Source organism: Kosakonia sp. AG348 (assembly GCF_003337365.1).
Taxonomy (GTDB): domain Bacteria; phylum Pseudomonadota; class Gammaproteobacteria; order Enterobacterales; family Enterobacteriaceae; genus Kosakonia.
The window spans coordinates 240,840-255,930 of sequence record NZ_QPJR01000001.1 but is presented as its reverse complement, the minus strand read 5'-3'; the positions used below and the strand labels follow the sequence as shown (position 1 = coordinate 255,930).

14 protein-coding genes are annotated in these 15,091 nt (G+C 51.5%); 7 read left to right on the top strand and 7 right to left on the bottom strand.

All coding sequences use genetic code 11. From position 1 onward, the window contains the following. Positions 1-4 precede the first annotated feature (4 nt). From pqiA to rmf, 4 genes are all read left to right on the top strand, one after another. Entirely contained in the window at positions 5-1,273 is a 1,269-nt protein-coding gene (pqiA, locus tag DFO56_RS01365) for a membrane integrity-associated transporter subunit PqiA (protein WP_045506742.1), read from the top strand. Continuing rightward, entirely contained in the window at positions 1,263-2,903 is a 1,641-nt protein-coding gene (gene pqiB, locus DFO56_RS01360; RefSeq protein ID WP_020457266.1) for an intermembrane transport protein PqiB, read from the top strand. Before pqiA ends, pqiB begins: the two co-directional genes overlap by 11 nt. After that, complete coding sequence (pqiC, locus tag DFO56_RS01355; protein ID WP_045506745.1) at positions 2,900-3,472, top strand: membrane integrity-associated transporter subunit PqiC; 573 nt, start codon at positions 2,900-2,902, stop codon at positions 3,470-3,472. The genes pqiB and pqiC overlap by 4 nt, the downstream gene beginning before the upstream one ends. 253 nt (positions 3,473-3,725) lie before the next feature. Further along, positions 3,726-3,893 carry a ribosome modulation factor gene (rmf, locus tag DFO56_RS01350; RefSeq protein ID WP_017456222.1) on the top strand — a complete coding sequence of 56 codons (168 nt, stop codon included), beginning with the start codon at positions 3,726-3,728 and terminating at the stop codon, positions 3,891-3,893. 70 nt (positions 3,894-3,963) lie between these two features. On the opposite strand, the gene fabA is transcribed toward rmf, so the two are convergent. Next, positions 3,964-4,482, bottom strand: a complete 519-nt coding sequence (gene fabA / locus DFO56_RS01345) for a bifunctional 3-hydroxydecanoyl-ACP dehydratase/trans-2-decenoyl-ACP isomerase (protein ID WP_045506750.1) — start codon at positions 4,480-4,482, stop codon at positions 3,964-3,966. 69 nt (positions 4,483-4,551) lie between these two features. After that, entirely contained in the window at positions 4,552-6,312 is a 1,761-nt protein-coding gene (locus DFO56_RS01340) for a Lon protease family protein (protein WP_045506752.1), read from the bottom strand. A 182-nt stretch (positions 6,313-6,494) separates the two neighbouring features. On the opposite strand from DFO56_RS01340, the gene matP reads away from it, so the two are divergent. Next, on the top strand, positions 6,495-6,947 hold the full coding sequence (gene matP / locus DFO56_RS01335) for a macrodomain Ter protein MatP (protein ID WP_045506754.1): 453 nt from the start codon (positions 6,495-6,497) through the stop codon (positions 6,945-6,947). Between the two features lie 75 nt (positions 6,948-7,022). On the opposite strand, the gene ompA is transcribed toward matP, so the two are convergent. Together ompA and sulA are read right to left on the bottom strand one after the other, a co-directional pair. Beyond that, positions 7,023-8,072, bottom strand: coding sequence for a porin OmpA (gene ompA, locus DFO56_RS01330; RefSeq protein WP_045506756.1), 1,050 nt, complete (start codon positions 8,070-8,072; stop codon positions 7,023-7,025). 367 nt (positions 8,073-8,439) lie between these two features. Then, a complete protein-coding gene (gene sulA / locus DFO56_RS01325) occupies positions 8,440-8,949 on the bottom strand; it encodes an SOS-induced cell division inhibitor SulA (RefSeq protein WP_020457271.1) in 510 nt (169 codons plus the stop codon). Positions 8,950-9,167: 218 nt separating this feature from the next. On the opposite strand from sulA, the gene DFO56_RS01320 reads away from it, so the two are divergent. After that, positions 9,168-9,788 (top strand): TfoX/Sxy family DNA transformation protein, encoded by a 621-nt coding sequence (locus DFO56_RS01320; protein WP_045506763.1) that lies wholly within the window; start codon positions 9,168-9,170, stop codon positions 9,786-9,788. Here DFO56_RS01320 and yccS read toward each other — a convergent pair. Both yccS and DFO56_RS01310 read right to left on the bottom strand, forming a co-directional pair. After that, positions 9,782-11,911: a YccS family putative transporter gene (gene yccS / locus DFO56_RS01315; protein ID WP_045506765.1), complete on the bottom strand. Its 2,130-nt coding sequence runs from the start codon at positions 11,909-11,911 to the stop codon at positions 9,782-9,784. The genes DFO56_RS01320 and yccS overlap by 7 nt on opposite strands. Positions 11,912-11,928: 17 nt before the next feature. After that, a complete protein-coding gene (locus DFO56_RS01310; RefSeq protein ID WP_020457274.1) occupies positions 11,929-12,375 on the bottom strand; it encodes a YccF domain-containing protein in 447 nt (148 codons plus the stop codon). 122 nt (positions 12,376-12,497) lie between these two features. Between DFO56_RS01310 and helD the strand changes: the two genes are divergently transcribed. After that, the gene (gene helD / locus DFO56_RS01305; protein ID WP_045506768.1) at positions 12,498-14,552 is read left to right on the top strand and encodes a DNA helicase IV; all 2,055 of its coding nucleotides are present in this window, start codon (positions 12,498-12,500) and stop codon (positions 14,550-14,552) included. 30 nt (positions 14,553-14,582) lie between these two features. Here helD and mgsA read toward each other — a convergent pair whose 3' ends face one another. Further along, positions 14,583-15,041: a methylglyoxal synthase gene (gene mgsA / locus DFO56_RS01300; RefSeq protein ID WP_045506770.1), complete on the bottom strand. Its 459-nt coding sequence runs from the start codon at positions 15,039-15,041 to the stop codon at positions 14,583-14,585. Between the last annotated feature and the right edge of the window lie 50 nt (positions 15,042-15,091).

Genomic DNA, 15,091 nt, shown 5'->3' with positions numbered 1-15,091 from the left:
CTGTATGTGTGAACACCACCACACCACTCGCCACATTCTCTGTTCGCAATGTGACATGCTGGTGGCGTTACCGCCGCTGCAACATGGACAAAAAGCGGCGTGCCCGCGTTGTGGGACAACGCTTGCGACCGAGTGGGACGCGCCGCGGCAGCGTCCCACTGCGTATGCTATCGTCGCGCTGTTCATGCTATTGCTCTCCAACCTTTTTCCCTTCGTAAACATGAAAGTAGCAGGCGTTGCCAGTGAGGTGACGCTGCTGGAAATTCCTGGTGTGATGTTCTCGGAAGATTACGCCAGCCTCGGCACTTTCTTTCTGTTGTTCGTGCAGTTTGTGCCGGCGTTTTGCCTGGTGACGATCCTGCTGTTGGTTAACGGCGTGCGGATGGATTTTCGCCTGAAAATTGGCCTTGCCCGCGTGTTATTCCAGCTTAAAAGTTGGGGAATGGCGGAGATTTTCCTCGCCGGGGTGTTGGTCAGTTTCGTCAAACTGATGGCTTATGGTGATATTGGCATCGGCAGCAGTTTCATTCCCTGGTGCCTGTTCTGTCTGTTGCAACTGCGGGCGTTTCAGTGCGTAGACCGCCACTGGCTGTGGGACGACATTGCGCCAGCGCCAGCTGTTGCGCAGCCGCTGCATGTCGGTGTACCAGGTATCCGCCAGGGGCTGCGATCCTGCCCATGTTGCACGGCGATAGTGGCGATTGACCAGCCGGTTTGCCCACGTTGCCATACTCATGGCCATGCGCGTCGGCGCAACAGTATTCAGTGGACGCTGGCGCTGCTGATGACCGCCATCATGCTCTATCTACCCGCCAATATTTTGCCCATCATGGTGACCGACCTGTTGGGCGACCGCATGCCGTCGACCATTCTGGCCGGGGTCATTTTGCTGTGGAGCGAGGGTTCGTATCCGGTTGCGTTAGTGATTTTTATCGCCAGCATTATGGTGCCGACGCTGAAAATGATTGGCATCGCCTGGCTGTGTATTGATGCGAAAGGGCACGGAAAGCGCGATTGCGAACGCATGCATTTTATTTATGAAATAGTGGAATTCGTTGGGCGCTGGTCAATGATCGACGTGTTTGTTATTGCCGTACTGTCTGCGCTGGTGCGGATGGGGGGGCTGATGAATATTTATCCTGCGATGGGTGCGCTGATGTTTGCGCTGGTCGTTATTATCACGATGTTTGCGGCAATGACTTTCGACCCGCGTCTGAGCTGGGATCGCGAGCCACAAACGCACCATGAGGAGTCGTTAAAGCATGGAGAATAAGAGTGGGGAAGCCAGGGTGCAAAAGGTGAGAAACTGGTCACCGGTGTGGATTTTCCCGATTGTGACGGCACTGATTGGGGCCTGGATCCTTTTCTATCATTACAGCCATCAAGGCCCGGAAGTCACCCTGATCACCAATAACGCTGAAGGGATTGTCGGCGGTAAAACGACGATCAAAAGCCGCAGCGTGGACGTTGGCGTAGTGGAGAGTACGACGCTGACCGATGATCTTACCCATGTTGAAATCAAAGCGCGGCTCAATTCCGGCATGGAAAAGCTCCTGCATAATGATTCGGTATTCTGGGTGGTGAAACCGCAGGTGGGTCGCGAAGGTATCAGCGGGCTTGGTACGCTGCTTTCTGGTGCCTATATCGAACTTCAGCCCGGTGTAAAAGGCAATGCACCGGAGCGCTACAACTTGCTCGATTCGCCGCCGCTGGCGCCGCCGGATGCGAAAGGTATCCGGGTGATCCTTGACAGTAATAAAGCGGGGCAATTAACGGCAGGCGATCCGGTGTTGTTCCGTGGCTATCGCGTGGGTTCAGTGGAAACCAGCACCTTTGATACGCAAAAACGGACCATGAGCTATCAGCTCTTTATTAATGCGCCGAACGATCGGCTGGTGACCAGCAATGTGCGTTTCTGGAAAGACAGCGGGATTGCCGTCGATCTCACCTCCGCCGGGATGCGCGTCGAGATGGGGTCGCTGACAACGCTGTTCGGCGGCGGTGTCAGCTTCGATGTGCCGGAAGGCCTGGATTTGGGGCAGCCGGTGGCGGAAAACAGCGCTTTTAAGTTGTATGACGATCAGCGCAGCATTCAGGATTCGCTATACACCGAACATGTTGATTATCTGATGTTCTTTAAAGATTCGATCCGTGGCTTGCAACCCGGCGCGCCGGTTGAATTCCGCGGCATCCGCCTTGGTACGGTGAGCAAGGTGCCGTTCTTTACGGAAGGTATGCGCCAGGCGCTGAATGATGATTATCGTATTCCGGTTCTGATCCGTATTGAGCCGGAACGTCTGGCGAACCAACTGGGTGAAGATCCGGATATGAGCGCACATCTGAATGCGCTACTGAAGCGTGGTCTGCGAGGCTCGTTGAAGACCGGTAATATTGTTACCGGCGCGCTGTATGTTGATCTCGATTTTTACAATAATGCCCCTGCGATCAGTGGCATGCACGAGTTCGCTGGCTATCCCATCATCCCGACTGTGAGTGGTGGACTGGCGCAGATCCAGCAACGGCTAATGGATACGCTGGATAAAATCAACAATTTACCGTTGAACCCGATGATCCAGCAGGCGACGAGCACGCTATCTGAAAGCCAGCAAACGCTCAAACGTCTGCAAACGACGCTGGATAACCTCAACAAATTGACCGCCAGCCAGTCGATGCAGCAACTGCCTGCAGATATGCAGAGCACACTACGCGAACTTAACCGCAGTATGCAGGGCTTCCAGCCGGGTTCCGCCGCTTACAATAAAATGGTGGCGGATATGCAGCGCCTCGATCAGGTATTGCGTGAACTGCAACCGGTGCTGAAAACGCTCAACGATAAGAGCAACGCGCTGGTATTTGAAGCGAAAGGGAAACCCGATCCGCAGCCGAAGAGGGCAAAAGAATGAAAAAGAGCGCATTAGCGATACTGGCTCTGTTGCTGACAGCCTGCAGTAGCGGCGGTGATAACAAAAGCTACTATCAGCTGCCTTCGCCGTCGCAAGTAAAGGCGCAGGCGATGGCCGGGCAAAACCAGGGGAATCGTCAGTTATGGGTAGAACAGGTTTCGGTACCTGATTTTCTCGCGGGGAATGGCGTGGTGTACCAGACCAGCGATGTGCAATACGTCATTGCTACGAACAATTTGTGGGCCAGCCCGCTCGATCAGCAACTGCGTAACACGCTGGTATCCAATCTGAGCAATCAACTGCCTGGCTGGGTGGTCGCATCGCAGCCGCTAGGCAGTGAACAAGATACGCTAAACGTAACTGTGACCGGTTTTCATGGTCGCTATGATGGGCGAGTGATAGTAAGCGGCGAATGGTTACTTAAACACCAGGGACAACTGATTAAGCGCCCCTTCCATATTGAGCTGAAACAGCAGCAGGATGGCTATGATGAAATGGTGAAAATGCTGGCTCAGGGCTGGCAGCAAGAGGCTGTCAGTATTGCGAATGCGCTAAATCGTCTGCCATAAGTAAATCTAAAGTCTGTAAAAACCGCCATAGACAAAATCTATGGCGGTTTTTTTATGTTTCAGTACAAACCATTAGTTGTGCTGGCTCACATTTTTTGTACAAATGAACTTTTGTGTAGCTCACATTTATGACACTGGCGTGAATTTTGCGCATTGACGACGAAGTCTATTCAAGGTATTTGTGACCTGTGGTTGCGCATTAAGTGACCACTGTTTTCTTTTCCACCAGATCAAATAATGAGGGAAACGAGGCATGAAGAGACAAAAACGCGATCGCCTGGAACGGGCACATCAACGTGGTTATCAGGCTGGTATTACCGGGCGTCCGAAGGAAATGTGTCCCTACCAAACCCTGAATCAAAGGTCCGAGTGGCTGGGAGGCTGGCGGGAGGCCATGGAGGACAGGGCAGTCATTGCCTGATTCTGTCTCTTTAAAAAAGAAACCTCCGCATTGCGGAGGTTTCGCCTTTACCGGGGTAGGTAACCCGGTATCAGAAATTAGACGTATCCTTGAACAGACCTACTTTCAGATCCGCGGCGGTATAGATAACGCGGCCATCAACCAGCACTTCGCCATCTGCCAGACCCATGATCAAACGACGGTTTACAACGCGTTTAAAGTGAATACGGTAAGTCACGGTTTTCGCCGTTGGCAGCACCTGGCCGGTGAATTTCACTTCGCCTACGCCCAGCGCGCGGCCTTTGCCTTCGCCGCCGAGCCAGCCCAGGTAGAAACCAACCAGTTGCCACATTGCATCGAGGCCGAGACAGCCTGGCATCACCGGATCACCAATGAAATGGCAGCCAAAGAACCACAGATCCGGGTTGATATCCAGCTCAGCTTCAACATAGCCTTTATCGAAGTTACCGCCGGTTTCAGTCATTTTGACCACACGGTCCATCATCAGCATGTTCGGTGCCGGCAATTGCGGGCCTTTTGCGCCAAACAATTCGCCACGACCAGAGGCAAGAAGATCTTCTTTTGTATAGGATTCGCGTTTATCTACCATGTTCTCAGTAAGCCTTATTTGTAATTTCGGACGCAGGATAGCTAACACGTGTACGCTGAACAAGTCCGATCAGTTTCGGATAAACCAGTTCAACCAGCGAAGCGGCCACGGGAAGCGGTGGCGCGCATCCTGTTGTGTTGCCTGCGCGATACGTTCCTGGATGAGTTGCTTAAGGTTGTTTTGCCCTTCGGCATCCCACGGCAAACCCGTTAATAAGGGTAGCGCATCCATCATGTCATCTACTGCCCAGATGAAAAATTGCTGCGCCTGGATAGCATCCAGAAGTTCCTGCTGCAGGCAGAGATGGCGTACATTTGCCGAGGGAATAATCACCCCTTGCTTGCCAGTGAGCTGGCGCTGCTGACAAATATCGAAGAAGCCTTCGATTTTTTCATTCAGCCCGCCGACCGGCTGGGAGCGACCAAATTGATCCACCGAGCCTGTGATCGCAATGCTCTGATTAAGCGGAACTTCAGATAGCGCGCTGATTAATGCGCACAGTTCAGCCATTGATGCGCTGTCACCGTCGACTTCGCTGTATGATTGTTCAAAAGTCAGTGAGGCGGAGAAGGGGATCTGTTGTTCCAGTTCCAGTTCCGCCATCAGGAACGCTTGCATGATCATCATGCCTTTGGCGTGGATATTACCGCCCAGCTCAGCTTTGCGTTCAATATCGTTAAACTCGCCATCGCCAACATGCACCACACAACTGATTCGCGAGGGTTCACCAAAGGCACGTGGATGTCCCGGAAACTCGATAACGGACAGTGCATTGATCTGACCGATGCGTTCTCCTTCGGTTTCGATCAGGATTTGCTCAAGCAGGATCTCATCCTGCATGCGCTCCGCCAGGAAGCCTTCACGCCACTCTCGCTGCGCAAGCATTGTCTGGAACTCTTCCCCGCTAAAGGTTTCATCGGTGGACATCGCTGCCACTTCTCGCAGTTGCCGAGACAACCACATTGGGCAAAGAGGTAACGTTTCTTGATCGCCGGTGTAGCGGACGGCTTCGCGAATGAGTGTTGTCCATGCATCAGCCGCAGGGGCGGGCAAGTGGGCATCGCGAGCGGTTTGCTCGACCCACTGACGCCATATGGACATGGTTTCGGCATCCGCAATTTGCAGCGTTTCTTCGTATTCGCTGTAAATGGCCTGCGATGCGAGTTCCGGCTCCATTTCCTGGAAATCCGCGAGTGATTCACGTTCACCCACGAGGATGACTTTCAGATCCATTGGCATGGACGGCACAGTGACAGGCAGAGGGCGCGATTCATCAAAGGAAACCCAGTCAAAACGGCGCTGCATTACCATCGTTTTCAGGCGCATCCATAGCAGTGGCTGTGCAAGCAGAGTACGTAAGGAAATAACCAGCACTCCACCGTTTGCCTGGTGGACGAGGCCGGGTTGCAACGTGATTTCCTGATTAAACTGGCGAAGGCAGCCGAAAAGTTGTTCTGCTTCTACCCAATCGGCGATCGCGGTGGGTTTGTTGCCGATAAAATTTGCCTGGGCATCAGCCGAAGGTTCGAAGCGAATTGCCGAACCATTGACATGATATTGGCCGCCAGAAAATGGGCGGGCTTCAGGGATGAGCATTTCGGTGGCGCTGGCGATAAGCGCAAGATATTCGGCTTCTTCTGGCGCTTTAGCCAGCAAAAAGCGTGACGTCGCCTGCGGATAGAGCAATTGCTCCAGCGCGTACTGTAATCGGGGTTGCGTATCGGCCAGGGAGAAGTCCGTTTCGCGGGCTAATTCGGACGATTCAAATACTTCCTGATAGCTGCTGGTATCAGGAACCAGGTCGTTCCATTCAAGTTTTGTAATGGTCAAAGTCGTTTTTTTAGTCTGATGTCAAAGGCGCGATTATACCGTAAACGCTCCAACAGCACACATTGATTACACGCTTTCGCGACGCGAACACTATTGGCTTAAACGAGGCCGTGATTTCTTTTCAGCAGAGTTGGAAAAAACTGATATTCTGAACTGAGTTACACGGTCACGTTGAGAGCGCAATGAAATATCAACAACTGGAAAATCTCGAAAGCGGCTGGAAATGGAAGTATCTGGTAAAAAAGCATCGTGAAGGGGAATTAATCACGCGCTACATAGAAGCCAGTGCCGCTAAAGATGCGGTCGATTTATTGTTGACACTCGAAAATGAACCCGTACAGGTCAACGACTGGATTATGCAGCATATCAATCCGTCATTGATTAACCGGATGAAGCAAACTATTCGCGCCCGCCGCAAGCGGCATTTCAATGCCGAACATCAGCATACGCGTAAAAAATCGATCGACCTGGAATTTGTGGTCTGGCAGCGTCTGGCTGGGTTAGCGCAACGCAGGGGGAAAACGCTTTCTGAAACGATTGTGCAGTTGATCGAAGATGCCGAGCACAAGGAAAAGTATGCATCTCAGATGTCTACGCTGAAACATGACCTGCAGGCATTACTTGGGAAAGAATAGGTGCGAATTATTCCTGCCTGTTATTTCAGGCAATAAAAAACCCCGCTAATGCGCGGGGTTTTTTTAGACGTGAACTTAAGCCTGCGGCTGAGTTACAACGTCTTTGCTACCTTTAACTTCGATCTCTACGCGACGATCCGGTGCCAGGCAGTCGATCAGCGCTGCACGCGGTTTCACGTTGTCACAGGTGCTGCCGGTAACCGGGTTGGATTTACCCATGCCACGTGCGGAGATTTTGTTAGCCGGGATACCTTTAGAAACCAGGTAATCAACTACGGACTGTGCACGTTTCTCAGACAGGCTCTGGTTGTAAGCGTCAGAACCGATACGGTCGGTGAAGCCCAGAACCACTACGGAACCGTCTTTAGGATCCAAGTTGCTCAGCTGACCATACAGCTGATCCAGCGCCTGCTGACCTTCCGGTTTCAGCGTCGCTTTGTTGAAGTTGAACAGAACGTCAGACTTCAGAGTGAAGTGTTTGGTCTGCACTTCCGGAGCCGGAGCCGGAGCCGGAGCAGCTACTACCGGAGCAGCGTCTTCCTGCTGGCCGAAGCGGTAGGAAACACCTACGCTCAGCATACCGTTGTCCGGACGAGCACCAACGGTGTTTGCATCACCGATGTTGTTAACCCACTGGTATTCCAGGCGGGTAGCGATGTCACGAGTAACTGCCCACTCAACACCACCAGCGAAGACCGGGGAAACACCGGTATCGTGATCTTTGAAGCCCTGGTTGTTCTGAGCGTCTGCACGCCAAACCATACCACCCAGACGAGTGTACAGGTCCAGATCGTCAGTTACCGGGTAACCCAGTTTAGCAGTCAGCTGAACGCCCTGAGCTTTGAACGCGCCGTTAACGGTGTCGCCTTTGTACGGCATACGACCCAGCCAGTCATAGCCCAGTTCGAAACCTACGTACGGGTTAACCTGGTAGCCACCGAACGCACCAGCACCCAGTTGGCTTTCGTGGGTCGGGCCATCGTTCTGCCATACCGCACCTTTGTCATGATACTGGGACCAACCCAGTTTACCACCTGTATACCAGGTGTTATCTTTCGGAGCGGCCTGCGCTACGGTAGCGAAACCAGCCAGTGCCACTGCAATCGCGATAGCTGTCTTTTTCATTTTTGCGCCTCGTTATCATCCAAAAATCGCCATGGGAATCTCTTTAGAGAAGCCACGGTTAAATCCTTCACCGGGGGCATTGCTCACTGACAACTCTGCAGACATCTTTACCGATATCTTTGGCTTATGCCGAGCACCCCTGGCGATGTAAAGTCTACAACGTAGTTGGAAACTTACAAGTGTGAACTCCGTCAGGCATATGAAAAAAAAGGCTTTGTATACACAATATTTAACACTTCTGATGAATCTTTCACCACGGCTATTTCCGTACAAAGCGCGCGCGACAGGCTTTCGCGCTGTATTTGGACGATAAATTTGAAGCGCTGCTCTCAGGTAAAAAACATCCTAGGAAAACTCCTAAATTTACTCAATGATACAAATTTGAGTGAATTTTTATCCCGGAAAGCTGTCTCGCAGCCAGAGGATCGTGGCGTACAGGTCGCATAACGAAGCCTATCGCATTGCCTTCTTCTGCCGCCATAGCTAATTGGCGATGTTCCTCTGCAGTCAGCTCTTCAGAATGCCAGCCAATAACGACGCTATAGTTACCGGTGCGCAACGCACGAATCATTGAGTCCAGTGTTACGCTTGGAGAAAGCTGGTTCACCTGCATCACCTTGGTGAGGGGTAACCCAGCGGATTGCACCCACTCACGGCTGAGTTTTTGTTGAGGTGTCAACCACAGCTGCCAACGGGATTGTTGCCCGAGTTGCTGCAGTAAAGGCAGTAAAAGAAGCTGCGTCATCCAGGGCTGGTCCTCACGATAGACCATTTCGCTAATCAGCCCGGTAGTGATGCTGGAAGGCTCAACGTGATTCAATTTGTTGAGTGTTGAAGCGAGTGTTGTCGAACGATTCGCATAGCCTGAAGTGTACATAATCAATCCAGCCCTGTGGGTTACTGTATGTTTATACAGTAACCGTTGCATGCTCAGAGATCAACCTCATTTTCGGAAACTATCTCGCATTTTTGTTTTGTCCCTGCCGCGTAATGAAAAATTTGCTTGCCGTCTTGCTCACAGTTGCCTATGTTCCTGCGTAGTGGTTTCAGTAATTTAAATCTGGCTTTTACTATGTGATTTATAAGGCAAAAATCATGGAAGACCTATCTTATCAACGGATATATCAGTCGCGCGAATACCTCATGCCTCTCGGCACAATTTGTCACCGCGCTCATTTTGGTGGTTACAGCTTGTCAGTGGATAAAACTGTTTTCGCGATGGTTGCAGAAGGGGAACTTTACCTTCGCGCTTGCGACGAGAGTGCGCAATATACGGTTACGCAAGATGCCCCTTTACTGGTATTCAACAAACGTGGGCGTCAGGTTTCGTTAAATTACTACTTCGTTAGCGAGAGTGTGTGGCGCGATCGTTCGTTACTTCTGCAACTTTCGGCTCTGTCACTTGAAGCTGCGCGGCGTGATAAAGATCGGCGCAGTGCCAGAAAACGGTTACGCGATCTGCCTAACCTTACTTTTCAACTTGAAGCTCAACTTCATGAAGCGGGAGTACTGGATGCACATACACTGCGAATGCTCGGGGCAAAAGTTTGTTGGCTTAGATTGAGAAAATCAAACAAGCATCTGAGCGCGAAAGTGCTTCTTGCACTCGAGGGCGCAATTGTTGGGCTTCACGAAGCGGCGTTACCGGCGCCGCGACGCCGGGAACTGATGGAGTGGTTTAACGGCGTAATCAAGAAAGGAGCGAGTCCTTACTGAGTAATTTGGCTTTTCAGACGGCACACTTCAGGCAATAAAGCGATCAGCAGGCCAATCTGTTGCAGTACCAGTGGCTCTTTGCTATCCGGGCGCGGCTCCAGGTGTTTAATGCGTTGGGATAGATCGGCAAGGGTATCCTGAACACGTTTTTGGTCTGCTGGTAGGTGATGTAGAGCATCGTCAACATAGCAGACTGCATCATCAAGTAAACGTAGGATTTCCGGCTGGGTGAGCTGCTCACGATGTGCGCCAAGCGCGGAAATATAACTGGTAAAGGTATGATTTAAACATAACAAACGGAACGCGGCATCGCGAAGTTCAGGTGAGGTTCCGGGTTCGGAAGACATATTTGAAACGACCGATGCCAGTTCCGCGTCACGGTTATAAGCGTTACGTCTGGCGATGCGGTAAGCAAGCCGGTTATCGCGTCCCTGATGGTACTGTTCAAGAATGGCATCAAGGTAGCGGCAGTTAGCATCAAAGGCTTGTTCAGTAACGCGGGGCAGGTGTCGAAAACGCCAGTCCGGCCAGATAAAACTCACTGCCGCCCAGGCGATAGCACAACCTATAAGCGTATCAATAATACGGGGAAGCGCGACTTCAAATCCTTCGCCCAATAAGTTAAAGCACAGTAACACCAGTAAGGTGATGAACATCGTGGCATGTGCGTATTGCACTGTTCGAAATGCGAAAAACAGTACGCCGGTGATGACGATGAGTATCAGTTGCCCTTCGTGTGAGGGAACGAAGTAAAGTACCGGCAATCCGATCGCAACGCCAGTCAGCGTTCCGATTACGCGTAGCGTCAGCCTGTGGCGAGTGGCGTTATAGTTCGGCTGGCAGACAAAGAGACTGGTCAGTAAGATCCAATAACCATGCTGTAGCCCCGTTATTTGGATAAACGCATAACCGATACATAACACCACCGACATGCGTACTGCGTGGCGAAAGAGTGCGGATTCTGGCGTCAAATTATTACGTAAACGCTGCCGGATGTCATTGAAACCACTCAGACTATCATCCGAAAGCTGATTTTCAGTGTCATTTGACAATGAAGGCTGTGGTTGACCAGATTCAATAGTTGCTAACTGAGCGTCAATAGCCCTCAGGTTATCCAGCAGAAAACCAAGTGCTTTCATATGCTCCTGAGGCGTGATGCCATTAGCGCGAAGACGATCAAGCGCCGCGTCAAGGTGGATAAATGCACGTTCGAAGCGAGAATCGTGTTGATACGGAGTGCGAAGCAAAATGGCGCGTGATAACTGAGCGCACGCATGTGACTGCATGGAAAGTAAGCGCTGAAAGCGGAACATCACGTCGCTATAACGAAAGTGTTCGCGCAGTGTTTGATATTGGATATGTGAAGAACTGGCTCGTTCGTGAATATCTTGCGCTGCAAAATAGTAATGCAATGTTTGACGTGTGCCGCGCTGCCCACGATCTCCGCGCAAACGCGTGAGCAACGTGGCTTTGGTTTGATTGAGCGTGTTCACTAACTGGCCATTCGCCAGTGCTAAATCATAGAGCGGCGCCTGGCTATCATCTTCAATATCCGGGTCAAAAAGACGTGATTTTAGTTCAAGGTAATGTGCCAGTTGTTCATAGCAACGCGCCAGGTTGTCTTGTAGGGCGCGAATGGGGAAAACCAGATGTCCAACCAGCGTCAGCAAGTTAAACCAGATTGCACCTGCCAACAGCAGCAGTGGTTGCTGATACCATTGTTCGAAAAGGGAAATTCCCAGCATGGTATAGACCGCAATAAGCAGCGCACCAAAAGCAATGGTAGCGTAACGCTGTCCGAGCCCGCCAAGCAGGATGAAACCAATGGTGGATGTCACAAGACCAAGCGCAAACAACCATGGCCACGGGAAGAGTAACTCCACAGATGCAGACGCAATAAAAAAGCACACCAGCGTAATTATCAGGTTTTTCAGCCGCCCCGTCAGGCGGTCATCCAGATCGGCAAGTGCGGCGGCAACGACGCCAAGCGTTAGCGGGATGGTCAGTTTCACCTCGCCGAGTAGCCAGGGCAGCAAAGCAGTCCCGCAAAGCGCAATAAAAATTCTGACGTTATAGAGCCAGGCACTGTTCCATGTATAACGGCGAAGCAGAGGACTTAACATAATGACAAGCGATCCGATTATTGAAAACGACGGTGCGCATTGGCTTCGCGGGCAGCGCGAGCGGTTTCTACAGATACCACACGACGGCCAACTGGCCACAGTGCAATCGCAGCGATTTTAAAGTTCGCGACGCCAACGGGAATGCCGATGATGGTAAGGCACTGAGCGATACCGGCGGTAATATGCATAATGCATAGCCACCAGCCAAACAGAATAAGCCAGATAATATTCAATAATGTTCCACCTGCATTTAACAGGCTGTTTTTGCTCTGCGGTTCGAGTTCATCAATGTGAATGGCTTCATTTCCCCAGGGGATAAATGAGAGCTTTGTGATTTCCCAGCAAGAGCGCGTCAACGGCAGAGTGATAATGAGCAGGGCGCTGATTATTGTTGCGAGTAGCCATCCGAGTGTTGTGGCGAAACCACCAAGCACAAAATTTAGAATATTCAAAACGGTACGCATAAAACCTCAGTACAAACCGGTCGGTAGAGAATGCCGGTAATTGTAACGATTATTTGGGCTGGAGCGCCAATTCTCTGGCAGGTAAACTGGCAATTATTGTCACAAGTTGAGAACGATAAGTCATGGAACTGAAAGCGACCTCACTGGGAAAACGTCTGGCGCAACACCCGTATGATCGCGCAGTCATTCTGAATGCCGGCATTAAAGTGGCAGGTGACAGACACGAATACCTTATCCCTTTCAATCAGTTGTTAGCGATTGAATGCAAGCGAGGGCTGGTGTGGGGAGAGATGGAATTTCAGCTTGCCGACAACAAAGTAGTTCGTCTTCACGGAACGGAATGGAACGAAACACAGCGTTTTTACCATCTTTTAAATGAGCGCTGGAACCGGTGGAGCGCGGAAATGAGCGAGGTTGCTGCCGGGGTTTTATCGGAGCAACTGGAGCTGATTTCCGGGCGTATTGAGCCAACGAAATGGCTTACCCGTAAGCAGCTTCAGGGGTTACAGCAGCAATTGCAGCAGGCGTTTGCCGCGTTGCCGATTCCGACAAGCCGATTAGCGGAGTTTGATAATTGCCGTGAGCTTTGGCGTCAGTGTCAGTCGTGGCTGACGGACGTTGAGAAGCGCCGGACACAGCACAATCAAACTTATACTGAAACGATGGTTACTCAGTACGCCGCTTTTTTTGAGCACGTTGAAACATCTCCTTTAAACCCGGCGCAGGCGCGGGCCGTGGTCAACGGTGAGCACTCTTTACTTGTGCTTGCTGGCGCGGGGAGTGGAAAAACCTCGGTGCTGGTGGCCCGAGCAGGCTGGTTGCTGGCTCGTGGCGAAGCCTCGGCGGATCAAATCCTGCTGCTTGCGTTTGGTCGCAAAGCCGCTCAGGAGATGGATGAGCGTATCCAGCAAAGGCTACATACCGAGGAGATTACCGCGCGCACTTTTCATGCGCTGGCGTTGTATATCATCTCCCAGGGAAGCAAAAAAGTGCTCGCTTTAAGCGAGCTGGAAAATGACACATCGGCTCGGCTGTCCTTGCTAACGGATACCTGGTGCCAGCAGTGCAGTGAAAAGAAAGCACAGGCGAAAGGGTGGCGTCAGTGGCTGGAAGAAGAGATGGAATGGGACGTCCCTGACGGCAATTTTTGGGAAGATGCAAAATTGCAGCGCCGCATCGCTCCGCGTCTCGATCGTTGGATCGGACTGATGCGTATGCATGGCGGTGCACAGGCTGAGATGATCGCCGGCGCACCAGATGAAGTTCGTGACCTGTTCAGTAAACGCATTAAATTGATGGCGCCGATTTTAAAAGCGTGGAAAGCAGAGCTAAAGTCTGAAAACGCCGTCGATTTTTCCGGGCTGATTCATCAGGCAATTAATGTGCTTGAAAAAGGGCGTTTTGTTAGCCCATGGAAGCATATTCTGGTCGATGAATTTCAGGATATTTCACCGCAGCGCGCGGCTTTGCTGGCTGCGTTGCGTAAGCAAAACTCACAAACGACGCTATTTGCTGTCGGTGATGATTGGCAGGCAATTTACCGTTTCAGCGGCGCGCAACTTTCCTTAACCACCGCTTTCCATGACTATTTTGGTGAAGGCGATCTCTGCGCACTGGATACGACTTATCGTTTCAATTCACGCATTGGTGAAGTGGCGAATCGTTTTATCCAGCAGAACCCATGGCAGCTTGCAAGACCATTGAATAGCTTGAAAACTGGGGATAAAAACGCAGTGACGCTGATGGCGCAGGATCAGCTGGATGCGCTATTAGATAAACTCAGCGGATATGCAACGCCGGAAGACAGGATCCTGGTTCTGGCTCGCTATCACCACGGAAAACCGGCGGTTCTGGATAAAGCAGCCACCCGCTGGCCGAAACTTCAGCTCGATTTTACGACTATCCACGCCAGTAAAGGGCAACAAGCGGACTATGTGATTGTGGTGGGGCTGAAAGAGGGCGCGGATGGTTTTCCTGCTCCGGCGCGGGAATCCATTATGGAGCAAGCCTTGCTGCCGCAGGCGGAAGAGTTCCCTGATGCGGAAGAGCGGCGATTGTTGTACGTCGCGTTGACGCGCGCACGCCATCGTGTCTGGCTATTGTTTGATAAAGATGAACCGTCACGCTTTGTCGACACGTTAAAATCGCTGGATGTGCCAGTCGCGCGAAAACCGTGAAACGAAGGCGGCCGCTGCGGCCGCCAGGACTTATTTCAGACGCTCAGCGAGGTAACGTTGGTAGTCCGGAATGAGGATGTCGACGCTGTTATTGAACTGCGGCGATTCGATAATAAAGTCAGCGGTAGATAAATTGGTCGCAACCGGAATATTCCACACCGTTGCAAGACGTAAGAGGGCTTTTACGTCAGGATCGTGCGGGACAGCATTAAGCGGGTCCCAGAAGAAAATCAGTACGTCGATTTTGCCTTCTGAAATCAACGCGCCGACTTGCTGGTCGCCGCCCATTGGGCCACTCAGCATGGCGTTGACTTCAAGGCCGGTTGCTCGCTGAATCAAATTCCCGGTTGTACCAGTCGCATATAGCTCATGTTTGGCCAGTACAGCCTGGTGGCGTTCTACCCATTTCATTAATGATTGCTTGCAGTGATCGTGTGCGACCAGTGCAATATTTTTGCGCACGGGTAAGGTGCGAGTGGTTGATTCCATAATCCGCTTCCGTCAGTGGTTTTCGCTACAGATTACTGGAAGCGTCTGAT